This window comes from Komagataeibacter diospyri (genome assembly GCF_043995075.1).
Classification (GTDB): Bacteria; Pseudomonadota; Alphaproteobacteria; order Acetobacterales; family Acetobacteraceae; genus Komagataeibacter; species Komagataeibacter diospyri.
Genome location: NZ_CP171836.1, coordinates 906,413 through 924,091, shown reverse-complemented (window position 1 = coordinate 924,091; position 17,679 = coordinate 906,413). Strand labels below are relative to the sequence as shown.

General features: G+C 60.9%; 14 protein-coding genes. 3 read left to right on the top strand and 11 right to left on the bottom strand.

Going from position 1 to position 17,679, the window contains the following annotated elements:
* Position 1: 1 nt before the first annotated feature.
* Together ACE2AA_RS04240 and ACE2AA_RS04235 are read right to left on the bottom strand one after the other, a co-directional pair.
* Positions 2–2,203, bottom strand: a complete 2,202-nt coding sequence (locus ACE2AA_RS04240; protein ID WP_395371355.1) for an EAL domain-containing protein — start codon at positions 2,201–2,203, stop codon at positions 2–4.
* A 34-nt stretch (positions 2,204–2,237) separates the two neighbouring features.
* On the bottom strand, positions 2,238–2,894 hold the full coding sequence (locus ACE2AA_RS04235; protein WP_395371353.1) for a hypothetical protein: 657 nt from the start codon (positions 2,892–2,894) through the stop codon (positions 2,238–2,240).
* Between the two features lie 264 nt (positions 2,895–3,158).
* On the opposite strand from ACE2AA_RS04235, the gene ACE2AA_RS04230 reads away from it, so the two are divergent.
* Entirely contained in the window at positions 3,159–3,728 is a 570-nt protein-coding gene (locus tag ACE2AA_RS04230) for a recombinase family protein (protein ID WP_141259993.1), read from the top strand.
* Between the two features lie 44 nt (positions 3,729–3,772).
* Here the strand turns inward: ACE2AA_RS04230 and ACE2AA_RS04225 are convergent, their stop codons facing one another.
* Positions 3,773–3,997, bottom strand: a complete 225-nt coding sequence (locus ACE2AA_RS04225) for a hypothetical protein (protein WP_395371351.1) — start codon at positions 3,995–3,997, stop codon at positions 3,773–3,775.
* 69 nt (positions 3,998–4,066) lie between these two features.
* Complete coding sequence (locus ACE2AA_RS04220) at positions 4,067–5,131, bottom strand: SDR family oxidoreductase (protein WP_395371349.1); 1,065 nt, start codon at positions 5,129–5,131, stop codon at positions 4,067–4,069.
* A 114-nt stretch (positions 5,132–5,245) separates the two neighbouring features.
* Between ACE2AA_RS04220 and ACE2AA_RS04215 the strand changes: the two genes are divergently transcribed.
* Entirely contained in the window at positions 5,246–5,653 is a 408-nt protein-coding gene (locus tag ACE2AA_RS04215) for a helix-turn-helix domain-containing protein (protein ID WP_193557628.1), read from the top strand.
* Positions 5,654–5,661: 8 nt separating this feature from the next.
* On the opposite strand, the gene fdhA is transcribed toward ACE2AA_RS04215, so the two are convergent.
* The 4 genes from fdhA to ACE2AA_RS04195 form a co-directional block, all read right to left on the bottom strand.
* Positions 5,662–6,846 carry a formaldehyde dehydrogenase, glutathione-independent gene (fdhA, locus tag ACE2AA_RS04210; RefSeq protein ID WP_141259997.1) on the bottom strand — a complete coding sequence of 395 codons (1,185 nt, stop codon included), beginning with the start codon at positions 6,844–6,846 and terminating at the stop codon, positions 5,662–5,664.
* Positions 6,847–7,136: 290 nt separating this feature from the next.
* Positions 7,137–8,723, bottom strand: coding sequence for an efflux transporter outer membrane subunit (locus ACE2AA_RS04205; RefSeq protein WP_395371347.1), 1,587 nt, complete (start codon positions 8,721–8,723; stop codon positions 7,137–7,139).
* On the bottom strand, positions 8,720–9,907 hold the full coding sequence (locus ACE2AA_RS04200; protein ID WP_395371346.1) for an efflux RND transporter periplasmic adaptor subunit: 1,188 nt from the start codon (positions 9,905–9,907) through the stop codon (positions 8,720–8,722). The genes ACE2AA_RS04205 and ACE2AA_RS04200 overlap by 4 nt, the downstream gene beginning before the upstream one ends.
* On the bottom strand, positions 9,907–13,098 hold the full coding sequence (locus ACE2AA_RS04195) for an efflux RND transporter permease subunit (RefSeq protein WP_395371344.1): 3,192 nt from the start codon (positions 13,096–13,098) through the stop codon (positions 9,907–9,909). The genes ACE2AA_RS04200 and ACE2AA_RS04195 overlap by 1 nt, the downstream gene beginning before the upstream one ends.
* A 684-nt stretch (positions 13,099–13,782) precedes the next feature.
* On the opposite strand from ACE2AA_RS04195, the gene ACE2AA_RS04190 reads away from it, so the two are divergent.
* Positions 13,783–14,907 carry a glycosyltransferase gene (locus tag ACE2AA_RS04190; RefSeq protein ID WP_395371342.1) on the top strand — a complete coding sequence of 375 codons (1,125 nt, stop codon included), beginning with the start codon at positions 13,783–13,785 and terminating at the stop codon, positions 14,905–14,907.
* Between the two features lie 109 nt (positions 14,908–15,016).
* Here the strand turns inward: ACE2AA_RS04190 and ACE2AA_RS04185 are convergent, their stop codons facing one another.
* The 3 genes from ACE2AA_RS04185 to ACE2AA_RS04175 are packed head-to-tail and all read right to left on the bottom strand — an operon-like array spanning position 15,017 to position 17,486.
* Complete coding sequence (locus ACE2AA_RS04185) at positions 15,017–15,640, bottom strand: class I SAM-dependent methyltransferase (protein WP_395371341.1); 624 nt, start codon at positions 15,638–15,640, stop codon at positions 15,017–15,019.
* A complete protein-coding gene (locus ACE2AA_RS04180) occupies positions 15,637–16,365 on the bottom strand; it encodes a PIG-L deacetylase family protein (RefSeq protein ID WP_395371340.1) in 729 nt (242 codons plus the stop codon). Before ACE2AA_RS04180 ends, ACE2AA_RS04185 begins: the two co-directional genes overlap by 4 nt.
* Positions 16,362–17,486: an acyl-CoA dehydrogenase family protein gene (locus tag ACE2AA_RS04175; protein WP_395371339.1), complete on the bottom strand. Its 1,125-nt coding sequence runs from the start codon at positions 17,484–17,486 to the stop codon at positions 16,362–16,364. The genes ACE2AA_RS04180 and ACE2AA_RS04175 overlap by 4 nt, the downstream gene beginning before the upstream one ends.
* Positions 17,487–17,679: the final 193 nt, after the last annotated feature.

The window sequence follows — 17,679 nt, the reverse complement described above, 5'->3', positions numbered from 1 at the left end:
ATTATATTTCTGTTTTACTTATTCGCCTGTCCTGTACCCATTGCCCCAGTTCGGTGGCGGTCAGGGGGTGGGAAAAAAGAAGGCCCTGCATCACGTCGCAATGCAGCTGTTCAAGCAGGGTCTTCTGGGCTTCGGTTTCGACGCCCGCGCTTATCACCGTCATGCCCAGCATGTTGCCCATGCCGACCACAGCCGTTGTCAGGGCCTGCGCGTTGGCGTTGTGTTCAAGGTCCGTGATGAAACTGTGGTCGATCCTGATTTCGCTCAGCGGCAGGCGTGCAAGGCGCGACAGGCTGGAAAACCCCGTGCAAAAATCATCCATGGACAGGCCGACGCCAAGCGTGCGGATGGCGCGCAGGGCCGCCATCGTATCCCCATTTTCATCCATCGCGACATTTTCGGTCATTTCCACCGTCAGGCGCTGCGGCGCAAGCTGGTAGGTTTCCAGCATGCGGACAATCATTTCCGGCAGCTGGCGCTTGCGCAGCAGTCCGGCGGACAGGCTGACCGCCACAGTAGGCACATGGATGGCGTCATGGTCCCATGCAACGATCTGCCGACACGCTTTCTCCAGCGCCCAGATGCCGATGGTGTCGATCTGGCCGGTATCTTCCGCAACCGCCATGAAACGGGCGGGAAAGATGTCACCCAGATGTGGATGGTGCCATCGCGCCAGTGCCTCCACACCATAAAGCTGCCCTGAGCGCGCCATGACCTGCGGCTGGTAACGCAGGTGCAGCAGGCCGCGGTCCAGCGTTTCACGCAGGGGGACGCCCGGTAGCAGCCGGTCGCGGGCGGTACCCTGCAGCACCGGTGTCGCGATACGGTACGTGCCGCGTGCGTCTTTCTTGACCCGCCGCATGGCGGTTTCCGCCAGCCCGATCAGGGATTCACTGTCTGGTCCCATATCGGGAAACATGCTGATGCCCACGCTGAAGGAGGGCACGATATAATTGTCATTTATTTCAACAGGCTGCGTCAGCCCCTGCAACATGTTTGCCGCGAATGCGACAGCGGTGTCGTGCTGCGTGTCGGGCAGTACGATGATGAATTCATCAGCACTGGACCGGCTGAGGATATAGCCGACGGGGCTGAGCGCGCGCATGCGGGCGGCCAGTGCCTGCAGGAACAGGTCGCCGTTGGCATGCCCCAGGGCTTCATTGATGTCGCGGAACCGGTCGATATTGAGCAGCAGTACAGCAAACTGGTTATCCCCCGGTTGTCCCACCAGTTTTTCAAGGACACCCTGCACGGCCGAGCGGTTGAGGAAGCCGGTCAGCGGATCATAGCTGGCCAGTCGCGCGATATGCTGGCGGGCCTCATGCTGTTCGATCACCACACCGCAGAATGGCAGGCAGCCGTTTACGATCCTGTCCGGCCCATCGGTCCCCTGACGGGGGTTGCGTGAAAACAGGGCGAAAATACCCTTTACCGTCCCCTCTGGCGATATGATGGCCGAGGCACGGCAGTGATGCAGCCCAAGCGAGCGACCCAGCGAGGAATAGCTTTTCCATACCATAGTCCCCGCCTGTGCCGGGTCGTGGGCCAGGGTCGCGATATCGCTGTCCGACAGAGTGATGTTTTCCAGTGCCGCGGCATACCGCCGGGGGAAACTGGCGCCCGACAGGATACGCAGGCGGTGGCCCTTTTCCACCAGCATCAGCACGGCGACGGTGTCGGGTACGAAAGTCTCCGTTTCGCGGCAGATCAGGTCGGCAATGTCATGCACCGTCATATCGGTAGAAAGGGCGCGGAAGACCGTGTTCTGCAGGGCCTGCAGGTTTCTGCGATGGCTTTCTTCGGGCATGCCCTTGATGGTGGCCAGGTAGTATTTGCGCCCATCGGGCTGCAGTGTGATCATGGACAGGGCCAGCTCGCCCGCCACGTAATCCCCTGCCCGGTTTTCAAACCTGATCTCACGCGATGTGCCGATAATGGTATTGATGCCGGTGCGGCGATTGCGGTCGACAAAGGCGTCGTGTTCGTCACGCATGCCAGCGGGCAGGAGCATGCTGACATTATGCCCGATTACCTCGGGCTGGCTGTAGCCCCACAGCTTTTCGGCCGCCGCGTTGAAAAAGACGATCCGGTTATGTTCATCGATCACCACAACGCCATCACTGGCACCATGCATGACCTGTAACGCACCCGTTCCGGAAAGGGAATGATTGCGGTGGGAGAAGTACGATGTGTTCTGCTTCATGTCCATGACTGTCTGCTGACGATACCGGGACGTCTTATTTTTTTATGGTAATACAGATTTCTTTTTTGTCCCTGGATTGGTAATGGCGGATGTACAGGTTGGTAAAATCGTTATCGCCTGCAATATATTGGCTGTTGTCTTCAGTCAGGCCACAGACATTGCCCCGCAGCCTGACCACCGCCCATGCATTGCAGTCCAGCGTGGTCGGTGCGCCGCTCAGCAGGCCGATCAGGGTAATGTCCGTGCCGACATCGTACGTGACGGTCAGGCGGGTGACATCCCTGAACACGATGGATACGGCAGTGCTGTCGGCTTCGTCATTCAGGGTAAGGTCAACCAGAAGCAGTCCGGGATCGGCTGATTTCGGGCCGAAGACCAGCCTGCCCCCACCTGTTGCCGCCGTGATGCGCACCCACAGGACATGGAGCGCGCCTGTGCTTTCGAATTCCATCGTGCCGCCGCGCAGGACGTAGTCACGCTGGCAGGTCCGGGCAATATCAATCAGCGATTTACGCAGTAATGCGCCGGTGCTTATGACAGGTCGTTCCGAAATACCTGGATTACCGCCAAACATGGAGGCGTCGCGCGCGACTTCCATGAGGGTGTGCCGCAGGACAAAAAAACCACCACGAATTTCCTGATCCAACTGCGTGCCGGGCAGGTCATGCAGTCTGTCTGTTCGGCGGCCCATAAAACCTGAATCCCACTTCGCAAAAGTCTGAGTGTTTTGATAAGTGGTATTCCAAATACTATTTACTACTCATTAACGCAACATATTTCGACACATATGAATAAACGCGTTTTTAATTGAATGCTGGGAATATATTCCTTAACACTGCACTATGTTGTATAAAAAGAAAGCGGACTTATGCCGTGTCGCCATATAGTACCTGTTCAGTCTGCCTCTTTTTTGACTACATAGCCGATTGAAATTTAATTCTGATTTGATGATAGAATGCTGATCGGTTATGCGCGTGTTAGTACGGATGAATGTACCCTTGACGTTCAAGTGTGGCATTTACATGACACGGGCTGTGAAGTGATCTACGAAGATTCCCTTCTGGAGGATGAGAAGGTGCGGCCAGCGCTGCGCCGTCTCCTGCAGGAAGTGGAAAAAGGCGATATCGTAACCGTGTATCGGCTCGACCGCCTTGCGCGTTCGACACAGCACCTGCTGGAAATCGCGGAATGCCTGCGGCAGAAGGATGTCGGCCTTCGGTCCATCAGTGAACCGTGGCTGGATACAACGTTACCCGAAGGCCGCATTGTCATGACGGTATTCGCGGGGATCGCTGATTTTGAACGGGCCCTGATCCGTGAACGCACGGCGATCGGCCGTCAGAATGCCCGTCAGCGCGGCATACATATGGGACGCCCCGCCAAGCTGGGACCGGCGGAAAATGTACGGATATATGAAATGGTCACGCGGGATGGCCTGTCCGTTGCGGAGGTTGCCGAGCGGTTCAACGTACACAAGGCGACCATTTACCGCATAATTTCCAAATGCCGAAGCAAGAAAAGATGAATTTTATATTCATGTTTTATTGAGCGGATGGCATGCGCAGTAGATCAATTGCCATCAAAAATCTGCGCATGATCGCAATGGGGCTGGTTGTCCTGCCCGACGCCGACTGGAATCCGGTCCACATGCAAGCAGGCGGCCTGGTCGCACGGGCAAATAGCCCTTTGCAAAAATTCATCCGTTGAGGTCTCGTGGAAACTATAAAGTGTTTTTGGTGCAGCTTTTTTCCAGAAAGCTTCAGGTAATGCCGCCTTTTTGAAAAAAGACGACACCCGGAAACTTTTATTTTCATTGCTCTGCCCTCTCGGTCTGCCGTGTGCCTGCAGGCCCGGTCCGTAAGGTCAGGGAATATAACGCTCGGCCCGTAGGCGTTCGAACAGGTCGAAGAAGGAATCTGGTGTGTACTGATAACCGGTGAAGCCCAGCCTGCGGCTCAGGCTCATATCGGTCACGCATTCGACGGGGCGGCCGAGGTCGGCATCAGTATGCCATGGCGACGCAAGCTGGCCCAGTGCAGCCTCCCGCAGGCCATGGCGCTGCGCGATATCGGCCCACTGCGCGCCCCGGTTCGCCAGCATGTGTTCCAGCGACGTAGCATGGCCGGGATAGGGGGCTGCATCGATACCGAACCAGGCGGCCAGTTCCCCCCACAGCCATTTCCAGCGGAATACGTCGCCATTGACGACATTGAACGCCCTGTTGCGCCCGGCGGGGCTGGTGGCCGCCCACACGATCTGGCTTGCAAGCTGGCGGGCGTCGGTTACGTCCGTCAGGCTTTCCCACTGCACGGGCGACCCGGGAAAGACGAAGGGCAGCCCCGTCTCGCGGCACAGCGTGGCATAGGCCGCCAGCGTCGTGCCCATGTTCATGAGATTGCCGATCGCATACCCGATGACCGTATGCGGACGGTGGACCGTCCATGCAATGCCCAGCCGGTCCGCGGCTTCGAACAGGACATCTTCCTGACTGTAGTAGAAATTCTCCGCCGCCAGCCGTGGCATGGTTTCTCGGAATGGGGTCTGTGGCGGATTGCCCTGTGCATAGGCCTCGAACGGGCCCAGGTAGTGTTTCAGTCCTGTAACAAGGCTGGCATGGGCCAGCGCGTGTGGTCGTGGCAGGGCGGCAAACACGTTGTGCAGCATCGCGCTGTTGGCGACACAGTTTTCACGCTCGCTTTCACGGCGGGTCCATGTGGTGAAAAACACATGCGTCGGCACAATCCCCGCCAGCGCCGCGCGCAGGCTGTCGGGGTCCAGCGCGTCGGCCGCGACGGGAATGATGGTACCGGGCAGGTTTGCCGTCCGCCGCGCAAGACCGTAGACACTCCAGCCCTCCGCGATCAGGCGGTTGGCAAGGTTCTGGCCGACGATACCGGTCGCGCCGATGATAAGCGCCCTGTGGGACATTATGTTCCTCCATGGATGGGGTTGTGGGCTTCACACGGTGTTGGGAAACACCATAAAAGACAATCCGGCACCTTTCTGTGCCCTGGTTACCTGAACGTTCCCGTGAGCCTGCCCATGGATATCGCCCCCCTGCCCGACGTCTACCGCCATGCGCCCTTTGCACAGGACTGCGCACCGCGTCGTCTGCTGCGCCTGTTTTCGGGCAAATGGACCACCATGATCGTGCATACGCTGCACCTTACGGGCGGCACGTCGCGGCCGGGGCAGTTGCAACGCGCCCTGCCCGGCCTGTCGAAAAAGATGATGACCCAGACCCTGCGTGACCTTGAACGGATGGGGCTGGTGGAACGCGAGATCATGCAGGTCATGCCGCCGGTGGTCGAATACCGGCTGACACAACTGGGGCAGCGGTTTGTCGAACCACTGGAGATGCTCTACCGCTGGGGGGCGCAGCACGCGGCGCTGCTGGATCAGGTGGACCGCAACATGGCAACGGCGGATGACGTGCGCAACGCATCCTGACGGGGCATTCACGCCGCCAGCAGGCCGTGGGGGTCAAGGACGAATTTTTTCGCAGCCCCCTGGTCGAAATCACGGTATCCCTGCGGCGCGTCCTCCAGCGGGATGACCGTTGCATTGACAATATCCGCAATGGGCAGCCGCCCGTGCAGGATGGCGTTCATAAGACGTGCGTTGTAGCGCAGCACCGGCGTCTGGCCGGTATGGAATTCAAGGCTTTTGGCCCATCCCTGGCCGAAGCGCAGGATCAGGTTGCCCGTCTTTGCCGCTTCATCCGCCCCGCCAGGGTCTTCGGTGACATACAGCCCCGGTATCCCGACCGATCCTGCCGGCCGGGTTACCTCCATGGCCTGATTCAGCACGATGGCGGGTTTGGCCCCGCCGCCATATCCCTTTGCCTCGAAGCCGACCGCGTCAATGAAGCTGTCGACCTCCGGCGTGCCGGCAATCTGGGCCACCATTTCCCCCAGCCGGTCATGCTGGCGCAGGTCGACCGGTTCGAACCCCACCTTGCGGGCATGGGTCAGACGTTCTTCATTCAGGTCGCCCACCATGACTACCGCAGCCCCCAGAATGCGTGCGGATGCCGCCGCTGCCATGCCAACCGGCCCCGCGCCCGCGACATACACGACCGACCCCACGCCCACCCGCGCCGTCACGGCCCCATGGAAGCCGGTGGGCAGGATATCGGTCAGCATGGTCAGGTCGCGGATACGCTCCATCGCCATTGACCGGTCCGCAAAGCGCAGCAGGTTGAAATCGGCATAGGGCACCATGACATATTTCGCCTGCCCCCCGATCCAGCCACCCATGTCAACATAACCATACGCGCCGCCCGCCCGGCCGGGATTGACCGTCAGGCACACCCCAGTGTCCCCTTCACGGCAGCACCGGCACCGTCCGCAGGCGACGTTGAAGGGGACCGAGACCAGATCTCCCTTGCGGACCATTTCGACATCGCTGCCGCATTCAATGACCTCACCGGTAATCTCATGACCCAGCACCATGCCCCTGGGTGCCGTGGTGCGGCCGCGCACCATATGCTGGTCCGATCCGCATATGTTGGTTGAAACCACCTTCAGGATGACGCCATGTGTGATCCGGCGGCCCGCTGGCGTTTCCATTTTCGGGTCGGCGATATCCTGCACTTCCACATGTTCTGGCCCAAGATAGACCACACCGCGATTTGTGCTCATTGTTCTGCTCCCTGTCTGCGGGATATGACGCGTAATGTTGCGACTATTTATGGATGTGCAAATAATCGCGTGTCCTGCGTTCATATATGTCCGGGTTCAGGTAACGCTGGTCCTGCTGGCGGGTTTTGTATCTTTACAGGTTCCATATTTACGGATCGGTATAATCCGCTGGCCGCAGCATGGCAGCCGATGACAAATAAAGAATTTTTTGGTGAATATTTTTTTAAAAGCTTCAGGGAACGCCGCCTTTTTTCAAAAAGGCGGTGCCCAGAAACTTTGATCTGTTTTTATTATTGGCCCATGCCGGGCGATAGCAGCGGTCGGATCAGGTTGTCATCCGGGTCGGGGCCGTGGCTGTGCGGCGCCGGCACGTCGCCTACGGGGGGCGCATTATGCAGGCCCGAATACTGCAACGGATCAACCCCGAACAGTTTATTGGACGCAGGCAGGCTGGCCGCATCCCATCCCCCGCCACAGGCACGGATCATGCCAACCTGCGCCTGCAGGTAACGGGTCTGGACTTCCGCCTGCTGTATGCGCGCATCCAGTGTGCTGACTTGTGCGATCAGCACGTCCAGATAGGTGGCAAGGCCGCCCTTGTACAGGTTCATGGTAATATCCTGTGTCTGGCTGGCGGCGCCGACGGCTGCGCGCAGGCGGCCGTTTTCCCCATCCAGCCGGTTGGTGCGCGACAGCCCGTCCTCCACATCGCGAAACGCGTTGAGGATGGTGACACGGTAATGGTCGCGTGTTTCACGGTAGGCGGACCAGCTCTGCTGCAGCTGCGCGCGGCGCAGGCCCCCTTCGAATACCGGCATGGTCACGGTCGCGCCATAGGACCACATGGAGTTGGCAAGGTTGGCGAGGTTGAAGCCGTTATCATCAAACCCCCCGTTCATCTGGAACGATACATGCGGATAGAATGCGGCGCGTGCGATGCCGATGGCGCGGTTGGCCTGCGCCATCTGGCGTTCGGCAATGGCCACGTCGGGCCTGCGCTGCAACAGGTCCGACGGCATGGGGGCGCGCAGCCCGAAACGCGTGGCATTCAGGTGTGCATCCGCTGTGATATGGAATGAAGACGGGGCGACGTTGACCAGAACGGCCACCGCATGTTCCATCACCTCGCGCTGGGCCTGAATGTCCAGCAGGCGGGCCTGTGTGGTGTAAAGCTGGTTCTGCGCGCGCGCCACATCCAGTTGTGACGCCGCCTGGTCCACCAGCCGTGTCTGGGTCACGCGCAGGGATTCCTGATAATACCGGATCGACTGGGTATAGATCGCCGCCTGCGCATCCAGCCCGCGCAGGGTGAAATAATCGCTGGCCAGTTCGGCCTGCAGACTCAGTCGGGCTGCGGCATACTGTGCGGCCTGTTCCTGCGCATAGTCTTTCTGCAGGCGTACCCGGTTGCGGATGGAGGACCAGAAATCCGGCTCCCACGATGCCATGCCGCCATAGAATTCATCTGAATCCGTAATCGGCCCCTTGTAGCGGAACAGCCGTTCGGCCGAGCTTTTGTTGTTGCTGCCGCCAAAGGCCACGCCAAAATGCGGCAGCAGGTCGGCCCGGGCCTCGCTTACGATCGCACGTGCCTGCAGAAAACGCTCGCTGGCCGCCTGCAGGTCTCCGTTATGGGCCATGGCGGTGGTTTCAAGGTCATCAAGCTGCGGGTCGGCAAAGCTTTCCCACCACTGCGCGGGAATGGTGTCGTCCATGGGGTGGGCCACGCCAAACGGGGCCTGTCCCTGCCATGTGGCGGGAATGACGTAATGCGGCGCATGGTAGGTGGGGGCAAGGTCGCATCCCGCCAGCGACAGCAGCGATATGGCGCATGCGCCCCCCATGCATGCCGAACGGTGGATGGTGCGGGCCATCATTCATCGTCCTTTTCATCGATGTCGTTGCTGTACCCGGTCACGGGCCGGACCACGTGCACGCTCTCGCCTTCCAGCAGGTCGGCGGGCGGGTTGTCGATAATCCGGTCATCGGGCGCGACACCCGACAGCACCTGCGTCGCCCCATCGCCCATGCGCCCTACGGTTATGGTGTGGAAATGCGCGTGGTTCTGCGCGTCCACCACGGCCACCTGCATGCCGTGTTCCTGAAACACCAGCGCGCCGGTGGGGATGGTCTGGTGGGCGGTCTGTTCAGGTGCCGTCAGGGTGACGGCGGCGAAGGTTCCGGGCCACAGGGCGTGATCGGTGTTGTCGATGATGAACTCACTCACGCTGGTGCGGGTGTCAGGGTCGTAGCCACCCGATACGGTCAGGAATTTCGCCTCGAACCGGCGATCGGGAAACTGTGGCACCTGCACGCTGGCCTGCAGGCCGGGCTGCAGGATGTAGGACATGTTTTCGGGGATCGAGACAAACAGCCGCATCTGGTGCGTATCCGCCACGCTGAACAGTTCGCTGGCCGCACCCGACGCGTTCAGGTTTCCGCCGCCTTCATGCACGTAGTCGCCCACGTTGATGTCACGCTCCGTCACCACGCCGTCAAACGGGGCGACAATGACCTTGAAGCGTTCAAGGGCTGCGTAGCGGTCAAGGTTGTGGCGCGCGGCCTCCAGATCGGCTGCGGCCGATTTCTCGTTCGCGTCCTGCACGGATACCGACTGGCCCGATACCGCCTGTGACTTGCCCATCAGGCGCCACCGCTGGGCAGTGACCACCGCAAGGTCGTATTTCGCCTGCGAGGATTGCAGGTCCGCCTGTGCCTGCGCAAACTGGGCATCAAGGCCCGGGGTGTTGATTTCCGCCAGCACGTCGCCTGTGGCCACCCGTGCGCCGTAGTCTTTGTACCACATGCGCACGTAGCCCGATGCCTGTGGGTAGATGGGGGCCTGGTACCAGGCCTCGATCGTGCCGGGCAGGTCCAGGCTGACATGGCGGGCCTCCTTGCGTGGCGAGATGACCATGACATCAGGCACGGAAGCGATGGCGGCTTCCCGCCGCAGGGCCGCCGCATGCTGCACGCGCCCGACCAGCAGGTACCCGCACCACCCCACGACGACGGCGGCACCGGCCAGCATGATGATTTTTCTGTTGTTCTGGGTGGACATCAGTTCATTTCCCCCCGGACGCGGGACGGACGGTTATGCAGGATTGCGTAAACACACGGCACGAACAGCAGCGTGGACACGGTGGCCACCAGCAGCCCGCCAATGACGGCGCGGCCCAGCGGCGCATTCTGGGAATTGCTCATGGCCATGGGCACCATGCCGATCACCATGGCCAGCGCGGTCATCAGCACCGGGCGGATACGGCCATAACCGGCCTCCAGTGCCGCCCGTAGCGCATCGCCATGCTCCTCGATCCGTTCACGGGCGAAGGACACCACAAGGATGGAATTGGCAGTCGCCGTGCCCATGCACATGATGGCCCCCGTCAGTGCCGGGACCGACAGCCGCGTATGCGTCAGGAACAGCGCCCACGCGATACCGGCCAGCGCACCCGGAAGGGCCGTGATGATGATGAAAGGGTCCAGCCATGACTGGAAATTGACCACGATCAGCAGGTAGATCAGCAGCACCGACACCACCAGCCCGAACACCAGTTCGACATAGGCATGGCGCATGGTCTCGGTCTGGCCACGCACCACGACGGCTGCGGTGGAAGGCACCTTGCCCCGCGTCTGGTCCAGCACGTGCTGCACGCCGGTCGTGACTTGCCCCAGATCCGCGCCCTCGGCAGAGACATAGATGTCAACTTCAGGCATGGAGTTGAAGTGCGAGACCTGCCCCGGCGTGCCCGTGGCGCTGACATTGCTGATACCGCCCAGCAACTGCATGTGTCGCCCCTGCGGGTCGCCATCGCCCTTGTCCACCGGAATGGTCATGAGGTTGTTGAAATGCGTCAGCTGGTCCTGTGACACATAGACATTCAACGGAAACGTGATGCCCGTGGCCGGGTCCAGCCAGTATTGCGGGTCCACCGTCTGGCTGCCCGAAAGCGTCATGAGTTCGTTGTTGGCAAGGTCGGCTTCGGTCATGCCGGTGGCCTGACCGAAGGTGCGGTTGCCCTGCACGAACAGGGTCGGCGTCTTCATGGTCTGCTGGATCACCACGTCAGCTGCACCGGGAACTGCGCGCAGGCGGTTCACCAGCAGGCGGGCATAGTCATAGTTGTCGCGCAGGTCCGGCCCCGAAATCTGGATGTCGATGGGCGCGGGTGATCCGAAATTCAGGATCTTGGCCGTAAGGTCGGCAGGCTGGAAAGTGAACACCGTGCCAGGGAAACGGGCCGACAGGTCATGGCGCAGGATGGTGCGGTCATCCCAGACGGGTGTTTCCTCATCCTTCAGCGCAATGGTGATGTCGCAGTCCTGCGTGCCGATGGTTGGCGTGGGAATGAAGGCCTGGTTATGGGCGCCTTCGGGCAGGCCGCAGTTTTCGATCATGCTGTCCACCTTGCCGGGGAACAGGGCGTTGATCCGGTCTTCCACCAGCGATGCTTCGCGCCCCGCCACCTCGATACGGGTGCCCAGTGGTGCGCGCATGTGCATCTGGATCGTGCCCGATTTTGTTTCGGGGAAGAAATCCCGCCCCGCGATCAGGTACAGCCCCAGCGAACAGACCGAAATGCCAAGAAACACGCCCACGAACCGCTTGCGCCCCGCGATCGCGCGCTTCAGCACACCCGCATAGCTTTCGCGGAAAGTGTTGAACCCGCGTTCAAACGCCTGCTGGAAGCGTTCGGGCAGCCGCCTGGGGTATTGCAGGTTGTGGACCTGTGGCTCGCAATGGTGGGAATCCCCGTGTCCTGCCACGCTGTGACCGGCCAGCAGGTATTTGGCCATGGTCGGCACCAGCGTGCGCGACAGGATGAAGGATGCGATCATGGCGAAGATGATGGCTTCCGCCATGGGCATGAACAGCCAGCCCGCAACCCCGCTCAGCCCGAACAGCGGCAGCCATACAATGCAGATGCAGGTGGTGGCGACAAAGGTGGGAATGACGATCTGGTTGGCCGCGTCGATGATCGCGGGTTCCAGCGTCTTGCCCATTTCCAGATGCGCGTCGATGTTCTCGATCATCACCGTAGCGTCATCCACCAGAATGCCCACCGCCAGCGCCAGACCGCCCAGCGTCATGACATTGATTGTCTGCCCCGCCCAGTGCAGGCCGATGATGGCGCACAGGATGGCCAGCGGGATGGAGGTGGCGATGATGACCGTGGGCCGCCACGACCCCAGGAACAGGAGCACCACCATGCCGGTCAGGGCGGCGGCCGTCAGCATTTCGCGCACGACGTCGAAAATGGAATCCTTCACGAAGATCGAGGCATCCCCCAGTATGCTGACCTTCACATCCGGCGGCAGGAGCTTCTGGATACGCGGCAGCAGCGCCTTGGCCCCTGCCACGACATCCAGCGTCGAGGCATCGCCGCTTTTCATCACGACGATTTCCACCCCCTGCTTGCCCTTCACCAGCACAAGGTTGGTCTGCGGGTGGCCGCCACGATAGACCTCCGCCACGTCATGGACATAGATTACGGCATTGCCCACGCGCTTGACCGGGATATCGCCCAGTTCCTTCATGGATCGCGGGGTGGCGTTGGTCTGCACCATCCAGTCGGTGGCCGAGATTTTCTGGTCACCTGCCGGCAGCACGATATTCTGTCCGCGCAGGGCGTTCTGCACGTCCATGGCCGACAGGTGATGCGCCTGCAATTGCTGCTGGTTCAGCGCTACCATGACAAAGCTGTCCATCCCGCCATAGGCCTGTGGCACCACGGCACCGGGCACGGTCACCAGCAGCGGGCGCACGCGGATCATGGCCAGTTTGAACAGGTCGGATGGTGTCTGTTTGTCGGACGTGACCTGAAGGGTCAGCACCGGCACGGATGATGCGTCAAGGCTCATTACCATCGGCGAGGGAATGTTTTCGGGCAGCTGCTTTATGACCGTCTGGGATATGGCGGTCACCTCGGCTTCCGCCTTGCCGATATCGGTGCCGGGCTGGAAGTATATGTTGACGATACCGCGCCCGTAATACGAACTGCTTTCCATATGTTCGATGCCCTCGACAGTCGAGGTCACCATCAGTTCGTAATTATAGATGATACGGCCCGCAAATTCCTCCGGCAGCATGCCGCCATAGGTCCAGACAACGGATACGACCGGTATTTTTATATTTGGGAACACATCGGTCGGCGTACGCAATACCGACATGATGCCAAAGACCACGATAAGGATCGATAGCACCACAAAGGTATAGGGCCGACGTAGTGCCGTCACTACGATGGCGTTCATGGAATGGATAATTCCCTGTAGCACGAAGAACCGTGCCGGTATCGTGGGTATGCGCCACGGTACCGGCATGCGGTTTTATTGTATGAATGGGCTGGCCGCCTTCCGCGCGGTGGCGTGCAGGCCCCTAGGGTTTACAGGTCATGGTGGTGGACATGGGACGATGCTCCGGCATGATCGGTAACAGGCGGGGCTGCATGGGGGCATGCGGCATCTGGCTGAAATGACAGATACAGCGTTTTTTTACAAAGTATGAACAGATAAGATTTAAAATAATCTTCATTACCGAAAATATACATTATTATTTACAATAATTTATGAAGTATAATTTATAACTTCTGAAAATGAATGAATAAAAAATACGTCATCAGGGAACTATTGGCCGATGCAGTAAATTTCCCGCATGCATGCATTTTAAAATAAAAATTATGGCATTCATGCCCCGTGTCATGTAACGGGGCGAACAGGACAGAAACCGGCCTGAAAAACATCAGGAAATTTCTGGTGAAGTGTTTTTTCTGGAAAAATTAGAAAGAATGCTGCCTTTTCAGGAGAAGGCGACACCCGAAAATTCCTATCCTTATTTATCAGTTGGTTATTTTGAAAAAGGCTGAAAGGGTCTGTCCGGTCCCTGCAACCTGACCGGCCCGCGCGGCGTTTACCATTTTCCCTTCCAACAGGTGACCCATGCCGCCTGCCCACCCCACTATCGTGGCGATTCCGGTACGTAACGAGGCTGCGCGTATCGGTCCCTGCCTGCGCGCCCTTGCGGCACAGCAGGGGGGCTGCCTGTCCCATGTTGTCCTGCTGCTTAACAACTGCACGGATGATACGCGCGGCGTGGTGCGTGCGCTGGTCCCGTCCCTGCCCTTTGGCGTGATTGTGGCGCAGCGGACCTATCCCCCGCCGGTGGCGCATGCGGGCACGGCCCGGCGTGCGGCCATGCAGGTTGCCGCGGGCCTTGCGGGGCCGGATGGTATTGTGTTGACCACCGATGCGGATGGCCGTGTCGCGCCCGACTGGCTGGCCAATACCCTGCGCGCCCTTGATACGGGCGTTGATGCGGTTTGTGGCCGTGCCCTGATCGACCCGGAGGAGTCACGCCTTATCCCCGTGCACCTGCATGAAGATGACCGGGCAGAAACCGATTATGCCACCATGCTGGACCGCATCCATGATCTGGTTGATCCTGACCCGCATGATCCATGGCCGCGCCATACGGAACATTCCGGTGCCAGCATTGCGGTAACGGTGGCGGCCTGGCGGCGCGCGGGAGGCGTCCCTGCCATACCGTTGGGCGAGGACCGGGGTTTCCTGCGTGCCCTGCGACGTGTGGATGCCACCATCCGCCACGCGCCTGATGTTACGGTCTGTGTTTCGGGCCGCATTGCCGGGCGGGCGCGTGGAGGCATGGCTGATACCATGGCGCGGCGCATGGTGCGGCAGGATGACATGCTGGATGACAGCCTTGAGCCGCCACGGGCCTGCCTGCGCCGTGCTCGGGCGCGTGCAGTACTGCGCCGCCTGCGTGCCCTGCCCCCGGCAACCGGCCCGTGGCATGGCGCGGTGGCTGATCTTGCGGCCCTGCTGTGCCTGCCTGCCGCGACCGTGGCCCATATGGCCCGGGCACGGTTTGGCGGCATGGCGTGGGACAGGCTGGAGGCATCAAGCCCGGCACTCGTGCGCGTACCCGTCCGCCGTGCCGACCTGCTCATGCATATGGACGCGGCGCGGCGAATCGTGCACGACCTTCTGGTAGCGTCCGGTATCATGCCCGCCCCTGTACCGGCAGTGACATCCGTGGTGCACTGAATGGGGCGTATCGCCAGATGGAACGGATAGAAGGTTCGGGGATCTTTTTTCAAAAAGACAGTGTTCTTCGAAGCTTTTGAAAAAAGCTTCACCAAAAACTTTTCCAAAATCAGTCCGGTGTGTGGTTTGCAGGTTCCGGCGTCTCCGGTCCGTTAATTACGTCCAGCCGGTAATGCGCGTACCGCCGGGCATGGGTCACGTGCAGGTCGGCGGCGCGGCAGGTATTGATGAACAGGCGGGCGGCCTCGTTACCCGTGCATGGTGTATCGGTCGGTCCCGTCCAGTTGACCAGCACGACGGGCGCGCCCGCCTGCCGTACGCGCAGGCAGTGCGCGGCAAGGCTGCGGATATCGCGGCGGGAGAGGAAATACAGTAGCTCCGAAATCACGATCAGGTCACATGCATGGGCGGGCAGTGGCGGGAATGCATCCGGCAACTGCCCGCGATGAAATGACACCCCCGGCAGCCCGGCACAACGGTGGCGCGCGCGGATCAGGGCGGCTTCGGCCACGTCCACCGCCAGCAGCCGGTCGCATTGCCGCGCCAGCCGCGCCGTCATCATGCCGATGGAACAGCCCAGTTCCAGCGCATGATGGAAACGCTGGCCTGACAGCACCGCCAGCGTCCGGCGGTACTTATCATGTTCATAGGTCCGCGTCGCCACACCCCATGGGTCGGGGCGACGTTTGTGCAGACGTTCGAATACGGTCCGGGACCAGCTTGTGGCATTCATGAATGGATAAAAACCTCAAAATCCGTTACCAGCGCCGCAAGCAGGGTGTCCGGCAGACGGAAACCATCGGGGTCGTCGGTAATCAGGCCGCCGTACTGGCTTTCATGCCTGCTGATCGCGCGGGCCTTGGCGGCGAGATGGGCGGTAATGTCCAGCCGCATGCCACGCGGTGGGGCGTGATCCAGATCCCTGTCGGGCGGTAGCAGCCAGCCCCATACGGGATAGGCCAACAGCGTCAGCCCGCACAGCCGCCGCACGGCCACGCCCATTTTCCACGCCGCTTCATGATCGCAATGCGGGTCTGCGCGCCATGGGGCGAAAACCGTGGTGCAGCCATGCGTGGCGGCCAGATGGGCCAGACGTGCCGCCATCTGGTCAAACACTGCCCCCTCATGCGGGGCGGCGGCATCGGGCAGGCCAAGGAAGACAAGCCGATCGGGCGCAAGGCCCAGGCACGCAACGGCGTTGCGTGCTTCGCACTGGCGTTTTGCTCGCAGGCGCACAGCAGGCCACTGGCGCGAATGCGGGTGAGACGCCGCGCCGTCGGTCATGATGACGACAAGGGGCGGCTGCCCCGCTGCACAGCACGCGGCGATCAGCCCGCCACAGCCCAGGCTTTCATCATCGGGATGGGGGGCAAGGATCAGGGCCGTGCCGGGCGCAATGGCCGCAAGGGGGGTAACGGGCAGGTCGCGCAGGGCCGCGTGCAGGTCGGCCGCCTTCATGCATGGACGTCCGGCTGCGGCAGGTTGCGCCGGGTGAACCACGCTGCTGCCTCGCACAATGTCTCGTCCGGGGCTGGCTGGCGCAGGTAGGTGGACAGATCGCGGATGATTCGTTCCACCACGTTATCACGCACGAAGGCTGACAGCCCCAGCCCGCGTTCGACCAGTTCGATCACCTCCAGTCCCGCGCGTTCCACCGCAAGCCGGGCCAGGTTGACGGTGCCGGAAATATCGCCTGAATCAAAACGGTCCTGACTGCTGGCCACCAGGGCCGCGCGGCGTGTCCATAACAGCGCGGTTTCTCCCGCGATCAGCGCCAGGCCGATACGCGCCTGCTGTGCCGGGCTGCCCGCCCGGTCGCGGGCGGCAAGCTGGCTGCGCAGCAGGGCGGTCAGGCGTTCGATCCCGCCCAGTGCCACGGCCATGCCGCGCCATGCCCCGGCTGAAAATTCAGGCTGGCGCAGGTAATCCCCCGCCTGCCCCACCAGGCCCGCGGGTAGCACGGTCATGCCGGTAAAGTCGCATTGTCCCGTGCCCGCCCCGCGCATGCCGGTCAGTCCACCACTGGCATTATGGATGGCGCGGTCTTTCCCCAGCGCCACCAGCAGCATGCGCGTGGTATCCTGCCCCGTTCCGTCCTGCCCTGCCCGTGCCGTGACCAGGGCACGGGTGACCTGCCGCGCGCCGGACGCAAAGGCCTTGCCCCCATGCAGCGTAATGCCACGCGGCGTCTGTTCCATGCGCAGCGGTGTCACGTCATCGGTGACCCACAGGCCATACAGCGCGCCTTCATGCACCTCCGCCCCGACATGGGCCAGTTGTTCGGGTGTGCCGTACAGCGCGATCAGGCGGATGGCATTGACATGGCCTTCCACCACGCGGCCAAGCGCAAGGCTGCCCTGCCCCACCAGCCGCAGCATGTGCAGCAGGCCCGCTGCACCATGCGGTTCGGTGCCAAAGCCCCGGCCGCCCAGCGTCTGTGGCAGGGGGGCGGCCAGTACGCCCAGCTGGCGCAGGCGGTCGAGCCCGCCAGTGGGAAATGCGGCCTGTGCGTCGTTGACCGTTGCTTCCTCCTCCAGTTCCGCGCGACAGGCGGTCAGGGCATCGAAGGGAAAGGTCATGGCGGCAATGCCTTTATGTATCAGGAGACAATTCGAAACCAACCTGTTGATAAAAAAAGATAAAAACTTTTTGGTGCTGCCTTTTGTCAAAAAAGGCAGGGTCTTTTCGAAACTTTATGGAAAAGCTTCACCAAAAACTTCTTTTAGCTTTCAGGTGTAGTCATGCGCTGACTTTTCAAACAGTCTCCAGGCG

Excerpts from the sequence above, each read along its gene's own strand:
- ACE2AA_RS04240 (WP_395371355.1), bottom strand. The coding sequence starts at position 2,203 with ATGAAGCAGAACACATCGTACTTCTCCCACCGCAATCATTCCCTTTCC.
- ACE2AA_RS04235 (WP_395371353.1), bottom strand. The coding sequence starts at position 2,894 with ATGGGCCGCCGAACAGACAGACTGCATGACCTGCCCGGCACGCAGTTG.
- ACE2AA_RS04230 (WP_141259993.1), top strand. The coding sequence starts at position 3,159 with ATGCTGATCGGTTATGCGCGTGTTAGTACGGATGAATGTACCCTTGAC.
- ACE2AA_RS04220 (WP_395371349.1), bottom strand. The coding sequence starts at position 5,131 with ATGTCCCACAGGGCGCTTATCATCGGCGCGACCGGTATCGTCGGCCAG.
- ACE2AA_RS04215 (WP_193557628.1), top strand. The coding sequence starts at position 5,246 with ATGGATATCGCCCCCCTGCCCGACGTCTACCGCCATGCGCCCTTTGCA.
- fdhA (WP_141259997.1), bottom strand. The coding sequence starts at position 6,846 with ATGAGCACAAATCGCGGTGTGGTCTATCTTGGGCCAGAACATGTGGAA.
- ACE2AA_RS04205 (WP_395371347.1), bottom strand. The coding sequence starts at position 8,723 with ATGATGGCCCGCACCATCCACCGTTCGGCATGCATGGGGGGCGCATGC.
- ACE2AA_RS04200 (WP_395371346.1), bottom strand. The coding sequence starts at position 9,907 with ATGTCCACCCAGAACAACAGAAAAATCATCATGCTGGCCGGTGCCGCC.
- ACE2AA_RS04195 (WP_395371344.1), bottom strand. The coding sequence starts at position 13,098 with ATGAACGCCATCGTAGTGACGGCACTACGTCGGCCCTATACCTTTGTG.
- ACE2AA_RS04190 (WP_395371342.1), top strand. The coding sequence starts at position 13,783 with ATGCCGCCTGCCCACCCCACTATCGTGGCGATTCCGGTACGTAACGAG.
- ACE2AA_RS04185 (WP_395371341.1), bottom strand. The coding sequence starts at position 15,640 with ATGAATGCCACAAGCTGGTCCCGGACCGTATTCGAACGTCTGCACAAA.
- ACE2AA_RS04180 (WP_395371340.1), bottom strand. The coding sequence starts at position 16,365 with ATGAAGGCGGCCGACCTGCACGCGGCCCTGCGCGACCTGCCCGTTACC.
- ACE2AA_RS04175 (WP_395371339.1), bottom strand. The coding sequence starts at position 17,486 with ATGACCTTTCCCTTCGATGCCCTGACCGCCTGTCGCGCGGAACTGGAG.